The 17,459-nt window shown below is 73.1% G+C and carries 18 protein-coding genes and 1 riboswitch; of the genes, 9 read left to right on the top strand and 9 right to left on the bottom strand.

The annotated features are described in order from the left end of the window. Positions 1 to 72: 72 nt before the first annotated feature. Positions 73 to 1,092 carry a LacI family DNA-binding transcriptional regulator gene (locus Cs7R123_RS13390; protein WP_212826521.1) on the top strand — a complete coding sequence of 340 codons (1,020 nt, stop codon included), beginning with the start codon at positions 73 to 75 and terminating at the stop codon, positions 1,090 to 1,092. 93 nt (positions 1,093 to 1,185) lie between these two features. Beyond that, positions 1,186 to 1,797: a hypothetical protein gene (locus Cs7R123_RS13385; RefSeq protein WP_212826519.1), complete on the top strand. Its 612-nt coding sequence runs from the start codon at positions 1,186 to 1,188 to the stop codon at positions 1,795 to 1,797. Positions 1,798 to 1,874: 77 nt separating this feature from the next. Here the strand turns inward: Cs7R123_RS13385 and Cs7R123_RS13380 are convergent, their stop codons facing one another. The 4 genes from Cs7R123_RS13380 to Cs7R123_RS13365 all read right to left on the bottom strand — a co-directional run bounded on the left by Cs7R123_RS13380 (position 1,875) and on the right by Cs7R123_RS13365 (position 4,686). Continuing rightward, a complete protein-coding gene (locus Cs7R123_RS13380; RefSeq protein ID WP_212826517.1) occupies positions 1,875 to 3,167 on the bottom strand; it encodes a delta-60 repeat domain-containing protein in 1,293 nt (430 codons plus the stop codon). A gap of 91 nt (positions 3,168 to 3,258) precedes the next feature. Next, entirely contained in the window at positions 3,259 to 3,645 is a 387-nt protein-coding gene (locus Cs7R123_RS13375; protein WP_212826515.1) for a hypothetical protein, read from the bottom strand. Further along, positions 3,642 to 3,830, bottom strand: a complete 189-nt coding sequence (locus Cs7R123_RS13370) for a hypothetical protein (RefSeq protein ID WP_212826513.1) — start codon at positions 3,828 to 3,830, stop codon at positions 3,642 to 3,644. Before Cs7R123_RS13370 ends, Cs7R123_RS13375 begins: the two co-directional genes overlap by 4 nt. A 22-nt stretch (positions 3,831 to 3,852) precedes the next feature. Further along, positions 3,853 to 4,686, bottom strand: coding sequence for a phosphoribosylaminoimidazolesuccinocarboxamide synthase (locus Cs7R123_RS13365; protein ID WP_212826511.1), 834 nt, complete (start codon positions 4,684 to 4,686; stop codon positions 3,853 to 3,855). 89 nt (positions 4,687 to 4,775) lie between these two features. Here Cs7R123_RS13365 and Cs7R123_RS13360 point away from each other — a divergent pair, with 89 nt between their 5' ends. The 4 genes from Cs7R123_RS13360 to Cs7R123_RS13345 are packed head-to-tail and all read left to right on the top strand — an operon-like array spanning position 4,776 to position 8,516. After that, on the top strand, positions 4,776 to 5,942 hold the full coding sequence (locus Cs7R123_RS13360) for an ImmA/IrrE family metallo-endopeptidase (protein WP_212826510.1): 1,167 nt from the start codon (positions 4,776 to 4,778) through the stop codon (positions 5,940 to 5,942). A 35-nt stretch (positions 5,943 to 5,977) separates the two neighbouring features. Continuing rightward, positions 5,978 to 6,868 (top strand): GTPase Era, encoded by an 891-nt coding sequence (gene era / locus Cs7R123_RS13355; RefSeq protein ID WP_212826508.1) that lies wholly within the window; start codon positions 5,978 to 5,980, stop codon positions 6,866 to 6,868. Between the two features lie 43 nt (positions 6,869 to 6,911). Beyond that, a complete protein-coding gene (recO, locus tag Cs7R123_RS13350) occupies positions 6,912 to 7,667 on the top strand; it encodes a DNA repair protein RecO (RefSeq protein ID WP_212826506.1) in 756 nt (251 codons plus the stop codon). 42 nt (positions 7,668 to 7,709) lie between these two features. After that, a complete protein-coding gene (locus Cs7R123_RS13345; RefSeq protein WP_374706988.1) occupies positions 7,710 to 8,516 on the top strand; it encodes an isoprenyl transferase in 807 nt (268 codons plus the stop codon). 85 nt (positions 8,517 to 8,601) lie between these two features. Here the strand turns inward: Cs7R123_RS13345 and Cs7R123_RS13340 are convergent, their stop codons facing one another. From Cs7R123_RS13340 to Cs7R123_RS13325, 4 genes are all read right to left on the bottom strand, one after another. Beyond that, positions 8,602 to 9,570 (bottom strand): magnesium transporter CorA family protein, encoded by a 969-nt coding sequence (locus tag Cs7R123_RS13340; protein ID WP_244871807.1) that lies wholly within the window; start codon positions 9,568 to 9,570, stop codon positions 8,602 to 8,604. 207 nt (positions 9,571 to 9,777) lie between these two features. Next, a complete protein-coding gene (locus Cs7R123_RS13335) occupies positions 9,778 to 10,557 on the bottom strand; it encodes an energy-coupling factor transporter transmembrane protein EcfT (RefSeq protein WP_244871806.1) in 780 nt (259 codons plus the stop codon). Then, the gene (locus tag Cs7R123_RS13330; RefSeq protein ID WP_212829141.1) at positions 10,554 to 11,939 is read right to left on the bottom strand and encodes an ABC transporter ATP-binding protein; all 1,386 of its coding nucleotides are present in this window, start codon (positions 11,937 to 11,939) and stop codon (positions 10,554 to 10,556) included. The genes Cs7R123_RS13335 and Cs7R123_RS13330 overlap by 4 nt, the downstream gene beginning before the upstream one ends. Continuing rightward, positions 11,936 to 12,520, bottom strand: a complete 585-nt coding sequence (locus tag Cs7R123_RS13325) for an ECF transporter S component (RefSeq protein ID WP_212826501.1) — start codon at positions 12,518 to 12,520, stop codon at positions 11,936 to 11,938. Before Cs7R123_RS13325 ends, Cs7R123_RS13330 begins: the two co-directional genes overlap by 4 nt. 102 nt (positions 12,521 to 12,622) lie before the next feature. Further along, a riboswitch (TPP riboswitch) is annotated at positions 12,623 to 12,728 on the bottom strand. A 125-nt stretch (positions 12,729 to 12,853) separates the two neighbouring features. Here Cs7R123_RS13325 and Cs7R123_RS13320 point away from each other — a divergent pair. The 3 genes from Cs7R123_RS13320 to Cs7R123_RS13310 all read left to right on the top strand — a co-directional run bounded on the left by Cs7R123_RS13320 (position 12,854) and on the right by Cs7R123_RS13310 (position 16,773). Continuing rightward, entirely contained in the window at positions 12,854 to 13,849 is a 996-nt protein-coding gene (locus Cs7R123_RS13320; protein ID WP_212829140.1) for a permease, read from the top strand. Next, a complete protein-coding gene (locus Cs7R123_RS13315; protein WP_212826499.1) occupies positions 13,846 to 14,619 on the top strand; it encodes a TIGR03943 family protein in 774 nt (257 codons plus the stop codon). The genes Cs7R123_RS13320 and Cs7R123_RS13315 overlap by 4 nt, the downstream gene beginning before the upstream one ends. 255 nt (positions 14,620 to 14,874) lie before the next feature. Further along, on the top strand, positions 14,875 to 16,773 hold the full coding sequence (locus tag Cs7R123_RS13310; protein ID WP_212826498.1) for an acyl-CoA dehydrogenase family protein: 1,899 nt from the start codon (positions 14,875 to 14,877) through the stop codon (positions 16,771 to 16,773). Positions 16,774 to 16,803: 30 nt separating this feature from the next. Here Cs7R123_RS13310 and Cs7R123_RS13305 read toward each other — a convergent pair whose 3' ends face one another. Next, the gene (locus Cs7R123_RS13305) at positions 16,804 to 17,415 is read right to left on the bottom strand and encodes a hypothetical protein (protein WP_212826497.1); all 612 of its coding nucleotides are present in this window, start codon (positions 17,413 to 17,415) and stop codon (positions 16,804 to 16,806) included. Positions 17,416 to 17,459: the final 44 nt, after the last annotated feature.

The raw sequence follows: 17,459 nt of genomic DNA, 5'->3' as shown, positions 1-17,459 counted from the left end.
TGAGGGATCGGGAGGGAGCCGAAGACGGGGGGTGGAAAGCGCTTTCCGCTGCCGAGGCGGTACCCTACGCGCATGCCCAGAACCTCGTCAACCAGACCGCCCGGCAGCGCCGCCACGCTGCAGCAGGTCGCGACCGCCGCGGGCGTGTCGCTGGCCACCGCCTCCCGCGTCCTGCACGGCAGCGGCGGGCGCAAGGTCGCCGAGGAGCTGGCCGAGCGGGTCACCGCGGCCGCCGCGCAGCTGCGCTACGTCGCCCACGCGCCCGCGCAGTCGCTGGCCCGCTCGCGCAGCACCGTCGTCGGGGTGCTGGTGCACGACATCGCCGACCCGTACTTCGCCGCCATCGCCGCCGGGGCCATGCAGGTGGCCCGGGAGCACGACCTGATGGTGCTGGTGGCCAACACGTTCCGCGATCCCGCGCTGGAGCGCGACTACCTGGCCCGGCTGCGGTCGCAGCGGGCGCGGGCGGTGCTGCTGGCCGGTTCGGCGTTCGCGGCCGAGCCGTTCGCCGACGAGCTGGCCGGATTCGCCGCCGCGGGCGGGCGGGTGGCCGCGATCGGCGCGCGCGGCGAGGGCATCGACGCCGTCGAGCCCGACCACGCCGGGGGCGGCCGCCTGGTCGCCGAGCACCTGACCGCGCTGGGCCACCGCGAGATCGGCGTGATCACCGGCCCGGCCGGGCTGGCCACGGTGGCGCAGCGGCTGTCCGGCTTCACCGAGGTGGTGCCGGGGGCGCACGTGATCGAGGCGGACTTCACCCGCGCGGGCGGCCGGGCCGCCGCGCACGAGCTGCTACGGACCCACCCCGGGGTCACCGCGGTCTTCGCCCTCAACGACCTGATGGCGGCCGGTGCGCTCGCCGCGCTGCACGAGGCGGGCCACGCGGTGCCCGCCGAGATGTCGGTGGTCGGCTTCGACGACCTGCCGGTCGCCGTCGACCTGACCCCGGCCCTGACCACGGTACGGCTCGACCTGGCCGCGATCGGCGCGGAGGCGATGCGGCTGATGCTCGACGACGAGCCCGGCGGGCGCACCCGCCCCGCCCCGGCGCACCTGGTCGTGCGGGAGAGCACCGGTCCCGTGCGCTCCTGACCGGACGGCGCGGCGGCTTTGCCCCGTTCCCACCCACGCGAATAGTGACGGTGGGTAGTCAGTCGAATGCACTGACGTCAACGGAGGTACTGCATGCGACGTCTCCCACTGGCCGGACCACTGCCCCGCCTCGTCGCCGCCGCGGGGGCGGCGACGCTGACCCTGGTCCTGTCCCTGCTGGCCACCGTCGGTCTCGGTGAGCGCCCGACGTCCGGTTGGGCCGCCGCGGCGCAGGCGGCGCAGACCGTCGCGATCAACCCGGGCAACGTGCCGACCACGGCCGCCGCGTTCAAGCCCGACGGACACGACTGCGACCCGGACTTCGGCGGCGGCCCGCTGCCCGGCATGGACATCTGGGTCTTCGACCTGCCCGGCAACCACGACAGCAGCGGCGACTTCACCCGGCTGCGGCTGACGTTCGACGTGCCCGGCGCCGGGATCGTCGCGGTGGCCGTTCCGGACGACGGCGGCGCGATCGTCCGGAACGGCACGAGCAAGGCGTGGATCGCGACCCCGGCGGGCTGGACGCTGACGGCCGCCTCGGCCGACATCACCGGGACGGCGTCGTCCTTCGTGCTCACCCACACCTGCCCGGCGGCCGGCCCGTCGCCGTCGCCCCATGGCGGGAAGTACAAGCCGCGGCCGCTGGCGGTGCCGGAGCGGGCGCCGGCGTTCTGGCTGTGGGCGCAGCGCCTGCTGTTCTGATCCGGTGGCGGGTGGTGATCGCGAATCGTGGACGCCAGGTGCGGCTATAGCAGCACCTGGCGTCCACGATTTCGGATCTAGCCGCTGTACGGGAACAGGCCGATGCGGGCGTGGTACTCGTGGCCCAGTTCGTCGGTGTCGGAGCCGACCAGCAGCCCCCGGTCGCAGAGTGCGAAGGCGCGCACCCCCTCGCCCCGGCTGCGGGTCGGGTTCCACGGCAGGGCCAGCCCGCTGACCGGGTCGAGCGCGGCGATGCCGGGGCGGTCCACCGCGCCGGGCCCCTTGCTCTTCTGCCCGTACGTGTTGTCCTGCCAGAGCTGGTGGCCGCCGACGTAGACCGCCGATCCGGTGACGGCGACGGCGTACAGCGAGTGGCCGCCGGTGTGGTTGATCCAGGTCGGGGCGTGCTCGCCGGAGCCGGTCGCCTCGAACCTGGCCGCGGCCGTGCACGGCAGGTCGGGCCCGGAGTCGTGCCCGGTGGTGACGACCACGAAGTAGCTGCCGTCGGGGGAGTAGTCGACGCCGCGTACGTAGCTGTCGAAGCGGTCGTCGCAGCGGATGCCGTAGAACGGCGCGGTCCAGTCGGTCACCACCGCCTCGGGGCCGGTGACGTCCAGCACCGCCAGTTGCGGGCGGGGCAGGCCCCGCGCGGTGTTGAAGTTGCCGATCGCGACCAGTCTGGTGCCGTCGGGGGACAGGTCCATCGCCTCGGTCCGGGGCGCGGTGTTGACCGGGTCGCCGAACTCGGCGTCGAAGCCGGGGTCGACCGTGTCGGTGGCCAGGTCGAGGCGGGCCAGGCCGTTGCGGCGCAGGCCGCCGATCCAGTCGTACCAGCCGCCGACGTACAGCTGCGAGCCGGACACGGCCAGGGTCCGCACGTCGCCGTCGACGCCGGTGCGCAGGTCGGGGGAGACCGCGCCGGTGGCGGCGTCGAGGCGGGCCAGGGAGCGGCGCCGGTGGCCGTTGACCTCGTTGAAGTTGCCGCCGACGAGCAGGCTGCCGTCCGGGCCCTCGGCCAGGGCGAAGACCGGGCCGTCGAGGTCCACCCGCAGGTCGGTGACCTCGCCGTCGGACAGCCGGAACGCCATCAGGTTGCGGCGCGGCAGCACGGCCCGGCTGTGCGCCTGGGTGCTGGCGCCGAAGTCGCCGCCGACGTAGGCCGTGCCGCCGATGACGGTCATGGCCCAGACCCGGCCGTCGGTGATGTGCGGGGTCCAGTTGACCGGGTCGGCGGCGATCGCGTCGGTGGTCGCGGGGGCGAGTTGGGCCGCCGGCGCCGCCGGGGGGTCTGCCGCTGCCGGTTCGGCCTGCGCTGCTCCCGCGGGCAGCAACAGGGACAGCATGGTGGAGAACGTGAGGAACGTGTGCATGCCCTCATGTTTGCTGAAACACGAAGTTTCTGCACTAAAAACACGAAACAGACAAGAAAGGTTTTCGCAGGTCAGAAGCGGTACGTACCCGTCAAACCTGCCGGATGAGGTCCGGCCGGAGCAGCTTGCTCGCCAGCGCCGGTTCGGCCGTGAGCAGCGGGGTGTGCGTGACCGCCGCGAGCAGGCACGCGTGTGCCATGCCCAGCGTGCCCAGGAACCGGGCCAGCCCGCCCACCGCCTGCGCGTCCCCGGCGGGCAGCGCCGCCACCGACACCTGTCGCAGGGTGCGGAACACGTCCAGCAGCGGCTCGTCGGCGGCGTCGACTGCCCAGTACGCCTCGCTCAGGCACAGCGCCGGGACCAGCACCTGGAATCCGGCGTCGTCGAGCGCGACCAGCTGCGCGGCGAACGCGACGTCGTCACCGGCCAGGTAGCGCCGGATCGCGCTGGCGTCGACGATGCGGGCGACCGGCCTCATTCGGCGACGACGCCGTACGCGGCCAGCAGCGGCGTGTAGTGCGCCCGCTGCTCGGCGACCCAGGCCGGGTCGGCGTGCAGCGCCCGCTCCTCCTCGAACTCCGCCCGGACCTCGGCCAGCACCCCGACCGGGATCTCGGGCAGCCCGAGCCGCCGCCGAACCTCCACATAGCTCTGCTCGCCCATGGGTCGAGGCTAGCTCGCGGAGTCAGCTCCAGGCGAGACCGGTGATGCGCTCGTACGCCTCGACGTAGCGGGCGCGGGTGGCCGCCACGACGTCCTCGGGCAGCTCCGGGCCGGGTTCCTGCTTGTCCCAGCCCAGCCCGACCGCCCAGTCGCGCAGGTACTGCTTGTCGAAGCTCGGCTGCACCCGGCCCGGCTGGTAGCCCTCGGCGGGCCAGAACCGCGACGAGTCCGGGGTCAGCACCTCGTCGCCCAGGGTCAGCACGCCGTCGGCGTCCCAGCCCAGCTCGATCTTGGTGTCGGCCAGCAGGATGCCGCGCTCGGCGGCGATGTCGCGGCCGCGCTGGTACACGGCGAGCGTGATGTCGCGGATGCGGGCCGCGTCCTCGGCCCCGATCTTCGCCTCGACCTCGGCATACGTCATCGGCTCGTCGTGCTCGCCGATCGGGGCCTTGGTGCTCGGCGTGAAGATCGCCGGGTCCAGGCGGGACGCCTCGGTCAGGCCCGGCGGCAGCGCCACGCCGGAGACCTCGCCGCCGGCCAGGTAGCTCTTGAGGCCCGAGCCGGTCAGGTAGCCGCGGGCGATGCACTCCACCGGCACCATGCGCAGCCGCTTGCACCGGATCGCGCGCCCGGCGAACTCGGCGGGCACGTCGGTCGCGGAGACCACGTGGTGCGGCACCAGGTCGGCGAGCTGCTCGAACCACCACAGCGACAGCTGGGTGAGGATGGCGCCCTTGTCCGGGATCGGGGTCGGCAGGATCACATCGAAGATCGACATCCGGTCCGAGGCGACGAGGATGATGTCGTCCCCGTCGGCGTAGACGTCCCGGACCTTGCCCGAGTGCAGCAACTCCACGGTGGTCACCGTACCGGACCGGGTTTTCCGGCCGGGCGGCGGAGCCGAGCCCGTTGCGATTATCGCGAGGCATCGCTAGTTTCATGTCCATGGATGAAGGCGTGATCGACCGGGTCCGTACGGTCATCACCCGGGTGTCCCCGAGCCAGGCCGCCTTCAGCGAGCTGGTCGGCATCAGCCCGGACAAGCTGTCCAAGTCGCTGACCGCGGTGCGCCGCTTCACCTCGCTGGAGCTGGCGCTGATCGCCGACGCGGGCGACGTGAGCGTGGACTGGCTGCTCACCGGCCGCTCCCGCGAACCCGCCGCGACCGGCCCGGCCGAACCGCCGACCGGCGACGCGGTGCGCGCCCTGCTCGACCGCTACGCCGTCGCGTACGAGACGCTGCGCCTGCTCGGCCGCCGCGAGCGCCCGCCCGTGGCCGCCGCCCCGCCCCACACCCCGCTGCCGCCGCTGCCGCCCGGTCTCCAGGGCCGTGAGCTGGCCGCGCCCGCCGTCGCCGCGCTCCGCGCCACCGGCGTCCCGGCCGTCGGCGCCCTCGACACCGCCGAGCTCGCCGACGCGATCGAGCGGGCATACGCGGTGGACGTGGCGTTCGGGCCGCTGCCCGGCGGGGCCGACGCCATCGCCTGGCACGCGGGGCACGGGCGGCTGCTGCTGTGCGGCAGCACCAGCCAGTGGTCGCGGCAGCGCTTCGCCCTCGCCCACGCCCTGGGGCACCTGCTCGCCGGGGACGCCGACGAGCCGCTGGTCGACCACCGGGTCGCGCCGGGCCGCCAGCACGCCCCGATGGAGGCGCGGGCCGACGCGTTCGCGGCCGCCCTGCTCATGCCGTACGACGAGATCCAGGCGCACCTCGGCGGCGGCCCCGTGACCGACGCGGCCTTCGCCGCGCTCGTGTCGGGCATGCGCGTGTCGCCGGGGGCGATGGCCGCCCGGCTGCACGCGCTCGGCCTGCTCGACGCGCACGCCGCCGACGGGTTCGGCCGCTGGACCGCCGCCCGCTGCCACGCCACCGGGCCCGGCCGGGCCGCGCTGGTCGCCCGGCTGGACGCCGCCCGGGGCGGCCGCCTGCCCGCGCGCCTGGTCGCCGACCTGCTCGCCGCGTACGCCGACGGCGCCACCACCCTGCTCCCGCTGGCCGGACTGCTCGGCCTGGAGGTCGACGAGCTGTTCGCGGCGCTGGTCGCCGAACCCGACAACGAGCACGCGCCCGGCCGCCGCGCCCACGGCGAGGAGCCGGTCTTCCTCCCGTAGCAGGAGGCGGAGTCGGGGCACGGTAGCGTACGGGCGTGGCGGATAACTCATACCGTGCCGGTTTTGCCTGTTTCGTCGGACGACCGAACGCCGGCAAGTCGACACTCACCAATGCGATCGTGGGCCAGAAGATCGCGATCACCTCGAACAAGCCCCAGACCACCAGGCACGTCATCCGCGCGGTGCTGCACCGCCCCGACGCGCAGCTGGTGCTGGTCGACACCCCAGGGCTGCACCGCCCGCGCACCCTGCTCGGCGAGCGCCTCAACGACCTGGTCCGCGCGACCTGGAGCGAGGTCGACGTGATCGGCCTGTGCATCCCGGCCAACGAGCCGGTCGGCAAGGGCGACACCTTCATCGCGGGCGAGATCGCCGAGCTCAAGGCCACCGTCGTCGCGGTGGTCACCAAGACCGACCTGGTCAGCAAGGACGCGCTGGCCGAGCAGCTGCTCGCGGTCGACGCGCTCGGCGCGTTCGCCGCCGTGGTCCCGGTCAGCGCCGTCGGCAGCGACAACCTCGACCGCCTGGTCGACGTCATGATCGGGTACCTGCCGCAGTCGCCGCAGCTCTACCCCGACAGCATGCTCACCGACGAGCCCGAGCACGTGCTCATCGCCGAGATGATCCGCGAGGCGGCCCTGGAGGGCGTACGCGACGAGCTGCCGCACTCCATCGCGGTCCTGGTCGAGGAGATCATCCCGGGCGAGAACAACCTCACCAAGGTGTACGCCCACGTCTACGTCGAGCGGCAGAGCCAGAAGGCCATCATGATCGGCGCCAAGGGCTCGCGGCTCAAGGAGGTCGGCATGAAGGCCCGCGCCGACATCGAGGAGCTGCTCGGCACCCGGGTCTACCTCGACCTGCACGTCCGCGTCGCCAAGGACTGGCAGCGCGACCCGCGCCAGCTGCGCCGCCTGGGCTTCTAGCGGCAGCCGCGAGGGCGTCGGTCCCGCCGCGTAGATTGGGCGCATGCCGGGCATGCGCCGACCCCTCTACCGCGACGACGCCCTCGTGCTGCGGGCGCAGAAGCTGGGCGAGGCCGACCGCATCGTCACCCTGCTCACCCGCCAGCACGGCCGGGTCCGCGCGGTCGCCAAGGGCGTGCGCCGCACCACCTCGCGCTTCGGCGCGCGCCTCGAACCGTTCAGCCACATCGACGTGCAGTGCAGCGAGGGCACCTCGCTGGACAGCGTCACCCAGGTCGAGGCGCGCGATCTGCTCGGGCGCCGGTTCCTGTCCGACTACCCGCGCTACACCGCGGCCAGCGCGATCGTGGAGCTGGCCGAGCGGCTCACCCCGGTCGAGCGGGAGCCCGCGATGCGGCTGTACCAGCTCACGCTCGGCGCGCTGCGGGCGCTGGCCGAGGCCCAGCGCCCCGCCACGCTGGTGCTCGACGCGTACCTGCTGCGGGCGATGTCCCAGGCGGGCTGGGCGCCCGCGCTGCGCGACTGCGCGGTGTGCGGCGAGCCGGGGCCGCACCGGGCCTTCTCCGTACCCTCCGGCGGGGTCACCTGCCTCAACTGCCGCCCACCCGGCGCCGCCCATCCGGACCCGGCCGCCCTCGACCTGATGTCCGCCCTGCTCATCGGGGACTGGGCCGCGGCCGAGGGCGCCGAGGCACCCGTGCAGCGCGAATGTGCGGGTTTCGTGGCGGCGCACTTGCAGTGGCACCTGGAGCGGCAGCTACGCTCTCTGCCGTTGGTTGATCGCCGGGAGCCGGCCTAGCCCTGACATCCGGGCCCTGACATCTGGGGGAAGAGCACCTTGCTGCGCACGCGACGCGAACCCAAGCTGCCCACCCCGCACCCCAGCGGGGCGACCCCGCCCAGGCTGCCCGCCGACGCGCTGCCCAAGCACATCGCGGTCGTGATGGACGGCAACGGCCGCTGGGCCAAGGACCGCGGGCTGCCGCGCACCGAGGGGCACAAGCGCGGCGAGTTCTCGCTGTTCGACGCCATCGAGGGCGCGCTGGAGATCGGGGTGCCCTACCTGTCGGCGTACGCGTTCTCCACCGAGAACTGGAAGCGCTCGCCCGAGGAGGTGCGCTTCCTGATGGGCTTCAACCGCGACGTCATCCGCCGCCGCCGCGACCAGCTCAACGAGCTCGGCGTGCGCATCGTGTGGTCGGGCCGCCGCGGGCGCCTGTGGAAGAGCGTCATCGACGAGCTGGAGACCGCCGAGCAGCTCAGCCGGAACAACACCAAGCTGACGCTCCAGTTCTGCGTCAACTACGGCGGCCAGGCCGAGATCGCCGACGCGGCCGCCGCGATCGCCCGCGACGTCGCCGCAGGCCGCCTCAAGCCCGACAAGATCAACGAGAAGACCTTCGCCCGCTACCTCTACCACCCCGAGGTCCCCGACGTGGACCTCTTCCTGCGCCCCTCCGGCGAGCAGCGCACCAGCAACTACCTCATCTGGCAGTCCGCGTACGCCGAGCACGTCTACCTGGACACCCTCTGGCCCGACTTCGACCGCCGCCACCTGTGGTACGCCTGCGAGCTCTACGCCCAGCGCGACCGCCGCTTCGGCGGCGCCCTCCCCAACCCGGTCCCCCCACCGGCCCCCGCCCTCTGAGGCGTCGATCATGAACTTATGGCACGGCTCGACGGCGTGTCATGGGCACAGCTTCCTGATCGACTCCAGGTGACACCCGCGACGGCTACCACCAGCCCTGGTGTTTGGCCCAGCGGAGGAGGGTGATGGACATGGCGACCATCACCGCGAGGACCAGGGCCAGCTGGGGGACGTCGGTCTGCCGGTTGACGATCAGGTTCATGCCGTAGATGGAGGACAGGGCCGTGACGGGGAGGGTGACCACCGCGATGACGGCCAGGCGCTCGGCGGCGATGGTCATCTTGGTGTCGGTCCGGGTGCGGTAGAACTCGATCACGCCCTGGAGGTAGTCGGCCTGCCCGTGGGCGATGGCGCGCACCCGGTCGAACTGATCGACGATGTCGTCCAGCAGCAGCCGGTCCTCGGGGCCGGTCACGCCGCCGGTGCCCAGCCGGCCCAGGCTCGCCAGCCTGCCGTACACCTCGCGGCTCAGCGTGGCCATGGTCCGTACCGCGATCAGCCCGTGCCGGGTCTGGAACAGCTCCTCCAGGAACTTCTCCGTATCGCCGAACCGCCCGCTGGTGACCCGCTGCTCCAGCCGCCACACCTCACCGGTCTGCCGCTCGATGAAGGCTTCCTGGCGCCGGGCCAGCGCCGACACGATGGCGTACGACAGCTCGAACGGCGACCTCGGCCGCAGGCGCCCCGACTCCAGCCGCCGCAGCACCTCGGCCGTCTCGTACGTGGTCGCCACCGGCTCGACCGCCGGGTTGACCGGCCCGTGCACCGTCACCAGATACCGCGCCCCGATGAACTGGTCCAGCTCGATGAAGTGGACGTGGCCCGCCGCGCCCTGCTCGGGGGCGTGCAGGACGACGAAGACGTGATCGGGGTAGACGTGGATCTTGGGTACCCGGTTGCGCTCGACGCAGTCGCGTACCGCCAGCGCGTGGAACCCGAACGCCTCCGCGAGCACGGCTCCGGCCGCGGCGTCGCCGACCGGCACGTCGGCCCACACGATCCCGTCCGGGCGCCGTAGCAGTGCGGGCAGCTCGGCGGCGGAATACTGCTCCACCCCGTCAGCGGTGATCAACCGAATATCAACCGCTCACCCCTCCTCAACCCCCGCGCCTATCCCCGCAAAACCCCCATTCCGCCCCACACTATCGCGAAGATCGCCGTTGCCGGTCGAAAGGTGAACCCCCGGGCGAGGTAGTGACCGCAGACAGCGATCACCCCACCCGGACCCGGAAGGCCCGCGGCCCGCTTCGGCGGGGGGTGGTCAGTGGTGGGCGAGGAGTTGGGTGGTGAGGGCGAGGGCGAGGGCGGTGAGGATGAGGAGCCAGTCGGCGGGGTGCCAGGGCATCGGGCGTGCCAGGCCGCGCGGGACTCCGGCGTCGAAGCCGCGCGCGTCCATCGCCACCGCGAGCCGGGTTCCGCGCCGGATCGCCCCGACCAGCAGCCCGAACGCCGTACCGGCGAACAGCCTCGCCCAGCGCACCGGGTTCCCGCCAGCGTCCAGCCCGCGCGCCCGGCGGGCCGTCGTGATGGTCCGCCACTCCTCGCCCAGCAGCCCGACCAGCCGGAACGCCGCCAGCGCCCCGATCGCGAACCGGGCGGGCACCCGGGCGTGCTGGATCAGCGAGTCGGCCAGGTCGGTGGGGTCGGTGGTGCTGAACACGAGGATGCTGGGCAGCGCGATGGCGAGCAGCCGCAGCGCCAGCGTCAGCGCGTTGGCCAGTACGGTCGTCGTGACCAGGAACGGCCCGAAGTGCAGCAGCACGGTCCCGGACCGGTCGGCCGCGAACAGCGTCAGCGACAGCACCACGGTCGCGGCCGCGAAAAGCGCGGGCCAGCCGCGCCGCAGCAGCCCCCACGGCGTGATCCCGAACAGCGGCGCCGCCAGCAGGGTCACGGCCAGCGAGAACGTCAGCGCGGCGAGGTCGCGGGTGAACAGCGCCGCGGTGGTGAACAGCGCCAGGGCGACGATCTTCGAGACGGGGGTACGCCGGGCCAGCGGCGCCCAGCGCCCGGTCACGTCGGCGGTCGGCGGAACGATCACGAAGTGCCTCCGTCCGAGTCGAAGGCGTCCGGGTAGGAGGTAGGCGGGCCCGGCAGGGACACGACGCGGTCGGCCAGGGCGGTGACGACGTCGGGGTCGTGGGTGACGGTGACGACGCCGTGCCCGCCGTCGCGCAGTCCGGCGAGCATGCCGACCAGTTCCAGCCAGGTACGCCGGTCCTGGCCGAACGTCGGCTCGTCGAGGATCAGCAGCTCGGGCCGGGCCGCCAGCGCGGTCGCCACCGACAGCCGCCGGGCCTCGCCGCCGGACAGCGTGAACGGGCTGGCCCCGGCCAGGTGCGTCAGGCGCAGCCGTTCCAGCAGCTCGTCCTGGCGGGCCGGGGCGGTGCCGCCCAGGGCCAGTTCCTCGCGCACGGTGGCGGTGACGAACTGGTGCTCGGGGTTCTGGAACACCGAGCCGATCCGGGCGGCGAGCACGGGCGCGCGCCAGCGGTGCGGGGCGCCGTACCGGGTGCGGACCTCGCCGGCCGCCGGCTTGAGCAGGCCGCCCAGGGCCAGGGCGAGGGTGGACTTGCCACTGCCGTTGGGGCCGGTGACCGCCAGCACCTCACCGGCGCGGGCGGTGGTGTCGGGCAGGGCCAGGTCGCGTACGCGCAGGTCGTGGCTGGACACGAGCACGTCGCCGGGCGGCCCGGCGGCGGGCAGGCGCGGCGGGGGATGGCCGGGCACCCACACCCCGGCGGCGGCGAGGTCGTCGCCGAGCGGCCCGCGCAGCAGCGCCGGGGGCACGTCGTCGCGCACGCCGCCGCCCGGTTCCAGCACCACCACCCGGGTGACCAGGTCCAGCACCTCGGCGATGCGATGCTCGACCAGCACCAGGGTGGTGTCGGAGCCGACCGCGTCGCGCAGCGCCCGGCGCACCTGCCCGGCTCCGGCGGGGTCGAGGTTGGCGGTCGGCTCGTCGAGCAGCAGCAGGCCGGGCCGGGGTGCCAGCGCCCCGGCCAGGACCAGCCGCTGCTGCTCGCCGCCGGACAGGGCGCCGGTGGGCCGGGACCGGTCCGGTCCGAACCCGACCTGCGCGAGAACCTCGTCGACGCGGGGCCAGATGCGCTCGGCGGGCCAGCCGAGGTTCTCCAGCCCGAACGCGACCTCGTCCCCGGCGCGGGACATGACCAGCTGCGACTGCGGGTCCTGGAACACGATGCCGACGCCCGCGTCGACGCGCAGTTCGCCCTCGGCCTGGCCGGAGTCGTCGGGCAGCAGCCCGGCCAGGGCGTGCAGCAGCGTGGACTTGCCCGCCCCGGACGGGCCGAGCAGCAGCACCCGCTCGCCGGGGGCGATGCGCAGGTCGAGCCCGCGCACCGCCCAGGCTCGGCGTCCGGCGTGGCGCCAGCCGTACCCGTTGAGCCGGATCACCGTCAGACCAGGTCGCGGACGCGGCCCGACGGGAACCGGTCGAGCACCCCGGTGCGGGCCAGGGCCTTGGTCAGCAGCATGCCGCCGAGCCCGGCGACGACGAGCGTGCTGGCCACCACGATGGCGAAGTAGCTGACCTTGTAGTCGAAGCTCCAGTCGGCGTAGTAGACGGTCAGGTCGAGTACGGCGGCGGTGGCCCCGGAGAGCAGGGCCGCGATCAGGGCCTGCGGCAGCTCCCAGCGGCGCCAGCGGAACGCGGCGAAGCCGAGCTCGCCGGCCAGGCCCTCGGCCAGGCCGTACCACAGCACGGAGAAGCCCCAGGTGGTGCCGAGCAGCGCGGAGATCGAGGCGGCGACGAGCTCGGTGTAGACCGCCGCACCCGGCTTGCGGATGATCAGCGGGGCGAGGACGGCGGGCATCAGCCATACGCCGTAGATGGCGGCCGAGGCGGGCGGGAAGAAGCCGCTGAAGACGGCGGAAGCGGGGCCGTTCCAGAGCAGGCCCCAGGCCCAGAAGATGACGCCGAAGGCGGCGGCGAGCACGGACGCGACGACGATGTCGACGGTCCGCCAACGGAAGCTGTGCATCGGATGTGGCTCCTTGTTCGTGAGGGGACGAACGAGGAGAAGGCGCACGCCGTACGCCCGCTATGCCCCGTTTACGAGTATGGCGGGCGGACCGGCGTGGCGGTGAGGTGTTGACCGAACTCCCTGCGCTGGCATTACCCAGATCAGGTTCGAGGGTCTGCGGCCTGCTGCCGCACTCTCAGCGCTGTGCGCTCCCCTGTCGTTTTCAAACTGTGTACCCGCTGTATACGCGGTGCTTGTGTCGGACAGGCTAGCACCGAACCCGCGGCAGGTAACCTGTGCCGGTCGGCACATCCCGTCGAGGTGAGGACCCCCGTGACCGCTGTCGATCAGGTGCGCGGCACTGACAGTCATACCCCCGGGACGGCCGCACCGAAACGGCGCCGCCTCGGCTCCGTCGAAGTGCTCGCCGCGGTGCTGATCGCACTGCTGATCTTCCGGGCCCCGCTGGCGTCGGTGCTGTCGACGCCGCGCATGCAGACCTGGACCACCGTGTTCGTCTCGGTGATGGTGCAGGCCACGCCGTTCCTGGTGTTCGGCGTCGTGCTGTCGGCGGTGATCGCGGTCTTCGTGCCCCGCTCGTTCTGGGCGAAGGCGCTGCCCAAGCATCCCGCCCTGGCCGTGCCGGTCGCCAGCTGCGCCGGGGTGATCCTGCCCGGCTGCGAGTGCGGCTCGGTGCCGATCGCCGGGTCGCTGATCCGCCGCGGCGTCACCCCGGCCGCCGCGCTGGCGTTCCTGCTCGCCGCGCCCGCGATCAACCCGATCGTGCTGACCGCGACCGCGGTCGCGTTCCCGAACGATCCCGAGATGGTCGTCGCCCGGGGCGTGGCCAGCATCGTCGTCGCGATGCTGATGGGCTGGCTGTGGCTGCGCCTGGGCAAGGCCGAGTGGATCCGGCTGCCGCACCGGCCCGAACTGGACGACCTGTCGCGCTGGCGCGCCTTCTGGGCCGCCTGCCGCCACGACATCGTGCACGCCGGCGGGTTCCTGGTGCTCGGCGCGATGGCCGCCGCCACCATCAACGTCCTCGTACCCGAGTCGGTGCTGCAACGCGTCGCCGACCGGCCGGTGCTCGCGGTGATCGCGCTGGCGGGCCTGGCCGTGCTGCTGTCGATCTGCTCCGAGGCTGACGCGTTCGTCGCCGCCTCGCTGAGCCAGTTCTCGCTCACCGCCCGGCTGGCGTTCCTGGTCGTCGGCCCGATGGTCGACCTGAAGCTCATCTCCATGCAGGCCGGGGTGTTCGGGCGCCGCTTCGCGTTCCGGTTCGCCCCGGCCACCTTCGTCACCGCGATCGTGGTCGCGGCCGGGATCGGGTGGGTGCTGCTGTGAACCGTCAGGCGCAGGGCGTGGTGATGCTGCTGCTGGGCGGCGCCATCCTGAAGGCCAGCCTCACCGACATGTACCTGCGCTACGTCAAGGCCGGGCTCCAGCCGTTCCTGATCGGCGCCGGGCTGCTGCTGGTCCTGGCCGCGATCATGACCATCTGGTACGACGTCAGGCACGGCACCACCGTCGACACCGAGTGCGCCGACGGCCACGACCACGCCGACGACGACCACGCCGACGAGCACGCCGGGCACTCCGGCGGCGGCCACGGCCACCGCGAACCCCGGATCGGCTGGCTGCTCATCGCGCCCGTGCTCGGACTGCTGCTGGTGGCCCCGCCGGCGCTCGGCTCGTACGCCGCCGGCCAGGCCGGCACCGCGCTGTCCTCGCAGCGGACCAGCGACTTCCCGCCGCTGCCGGAGGGCGACCCGGTGCGGCTCAGCGTCCTGGACTACGCCACCCGGGCCATCTTCGACAACGGCACCTCCCTCGGCGAGCGCACGGTGCAGCTGACCGGGTTCGTGTCGCTGGACCCCGACGGCAAGCCGCTGCTGACCCGCATGATCCTGTCCTGCTGCGCGGCCGACGCGCGGCCGATCAAGGTGGGGCTGACCGGCAGCGCCCCCGAGGGCGCCGCCCCGGACACGTGGCTGGAGGTGACGGGGACGTACAGCACCCAGACGCTGGCCGACCCGGTCAACGGCGAGGACATCCCGTTCCTCAACGTCGCCACCTGGCGCCCGGTGGCCGCCCCGAAGGAGCAGTACGAGTAACCGCTCGCCCGCGTCCGTCCCACCTGGTTTTTCATAAACGTTGGCCTATGTCGTCGACTTCGATCTTCCTTCAGTCGATGAGATAGGCCAACGTTTATGAAGGGAGGGGCGTCGTCGTCGCCCTCGATGGCAGCTGTTTCCCCGAAACTGCGGCTTCACTCATACCCCCGTCCAGGTTTGCCCCCGAACGCTACCGATCAGTAGGTACTCGGCGGTAGCTTGAATTCCAGGGCGACAGACGACAGGGGTGTCGATATGACGACCACGCAGCGAGAGGTGAGCGCAGACCAGTCCCGGGAGGTGGCCGAGGCCGCCCGGGAGAGCCAGTGGCTCAAACCCAGTTTCGGTAAGCAGCTGTTCCTGGGACGGCTCCGGATGGACCTGATCCACCCGTGGCCCAGCCCCACCCCCGACCCCGACGCCGAGCAGTTCCTGGCCCGGCTGGAACGGTACGTCCGCACCGAGGTCGACGGCGCCGCGATCGAACGCGACGCCCGCATCCCCGACGAGGTGTTCCACCGCCTCGCCGACCTCGGCGCCTTCGGTATGAAGATCGATCCCAAGTACGGCGGGCTCGGCCTGTCCCATCTCGACTACTGCCGCGCGCTGGAGCTGGCGGGCTCGGTCAGCCCGGCCATCGGCGCGCTGCTGTCGGCGCACCAGTCCATCGGCGTGCCGCAGCCGCTCAAGCTGTTCGGCACCGCCGAGCAGAAGCAGCGCTTCCTGCCGCGACTGGCCGCGGGCGAGGTGTCGGCGTTCCTGCTCACCGAGCCCGACGTCGGCTCCGACCCGGCCCGCATGTCGGCCACCGCCGTCCCGGTCGGGGGCGGCTACCGCCTGAACGGGGTGAAGCTGTGGGCCACCAACGGCACCGTGGCGACGCTGCTGGTGGTGATGGCACTGGTGCCGAGGTCGGAGGGGCACCGCGGCGGCATCACCGCGTTCGTGGTCGAGGGCGACGCCGACGGGGTGGCCGTGGAGCGCCGCAACGCGTTCCTGGGCCTGCGCGGGCTGGAGAACAGCGTCACCCGCTTCCACGACGTGCTCGTGCCCGCCGAGAACGTCATCGGCGGGGAGGGCCAGGGCCTGAAGATCGCGCTGAGCACGCTGAACACCGGTCGGCTGTCGCTGCCGGCGATGTGCGTCGGCACGGCGAAGTGGTGCGTGAGCGTGGCCCGGCAGTGGTCGGCGCAGCGGGTGCAGTGGGGCCGGGCCGTCGGGCAGCACGAGGCGGTCGCCACGAAGATCGCCTACCTCGCGGCAACGGCGTACGGCATGGAGTCGATGCTGAACCTGTGCTGCCTGCTGGCCGACGACGACCGCAACGACTTCCGCATCGAGGCCGCCCTGGTCAAGCTGTACGGCTCCGAGCAGGGGTGGCGGGTGGTCGACGAGCTGGTCCAGATCCGGGGCGGGCGCGGCTATGAGAGCGCCGAGTCGCTGGCCGCTCGCGGCGAGAAGGCGATCGGGGTCGAGCAGCTGCTGCGCGACATGCGCATCAACCGCATCTTCGAGGGCTCGACCGAGATCATGCATTTGTTCATCGCCCGTGAGGCCGTCGACCAGCACCTGTCGGTCGCGGGCGCGCTGATCGACCCGAAGTCGACGCTGGGCGCCAAGGCGTCGGCGCTGGGCCGGGCCACCTGGTTCTACGCCCGCTGGCTGCCCACCCTCCTCGTCGGGCGCGGCACCCTGGGCGGCTACCGCTCCTTCGGCCGCCTGGCCCCGCACGTCCGCTTCGCCGAACGGGCCGCGCGCCGCCTGGCCCGCGACACGTTCCGGGGCATGGCCCGCTGGCAGGGGCGGCTGGAGCACCGGCAGGTCTTCCTGGGCCGGATCGTCGACATCGGCGCCGAGCTGTTCGCCATCGCCGGGACCTGCTCCCGGGCTGCGGCGTCGGACCAGCGCGAGCAGGTCGAGCTGGCCGACGCGTTCTGCCGCCAGGCCCGCGACCGGGTGGAGGTGCTGCGCCGGGCACTGTGGCACAACACCGACGCCACCGACGCGGCCCTGGCCCGGCGGGTGCTCGACGGGGCGTACACCGAGTTCGAGCAGGGTATCGTCGCCCCGCCGACGGAGGGGGAGTGGGTCGCGGCCTGGCACCCCGGGCCGTCTGCGACCCCCGACGTCCGCCGCCGCATCCCACCCCGCTGACGCGGAGCAGGGGAGGGCACCTGCCCTTCCCTACTCCCGGGGCGAGCCGCGCAGGCCGAGGCGGCGCAGTTCGAGCGCGGCGAGCTGGTCGATCGCGGCAGTGTCGCCCCGCCGCCACCCCGCCACCACCGTGCTGTCCAGCGACGCCACCCGGCGCAGCGGGGCGGTGGCCAGGGCGCGCAGGGCGAGCAGCTCGCTGCCGCCCTCGTACCGGCGCAGCTTCGCCGCCGTGCTCGCGGCCCGGATCCACGACATCCGCAGCGGCAGCCACAGCACCAGCGCCATCAGCACCGGGATGCCGGCGGTGAGCCAGGCCAGCGCGGTGGCGAGGCTGCCGACGGCGTCCTGCTGGTCGCGACCCGCCTCGGCGATGGTGCCGGCGGCCTTGGCCGCGTTGCCGAACGGCGCGCTGACCTGGTCACCGACGAGCGGGATGCCGCGGGCGCGGTCCTGCACCGAGGTCAGGTCGGCGGCGAGGCTGCCGCCCGCGCTCTCCAGCTTCTGCCCGGGCACCGCCAGCTTCTGGACCAGGTGGTAGAGGGTGACCGCCGCCCAGATCCACACCGCGCTCCACACGATGGCAGCCATGTCGGCCACGATCTGCCGGGTGAACCGCCACGGCTTCTCCGCATAGAGTTTCATGACAGCATTGTGATCCGCGTGCGCGGAACGCAAACCCCCGCCGC

Origin of the sequence: Catellatospora sp. TT07R-123 (genome assembly GCF_018327705.1) — a bacterium.
In the GTDB taxonomy this organism is placed as follows: domain Bacteria; phylum Actinomycetota; class Actinomycetes; order Mycobacteriales; family Micromonosporaceae; genus Catellatospora.
Note: the sequence above shows the minus strand (reverse complement) of the source record. Positions and strands in the feature narration are given on the sequence as shown.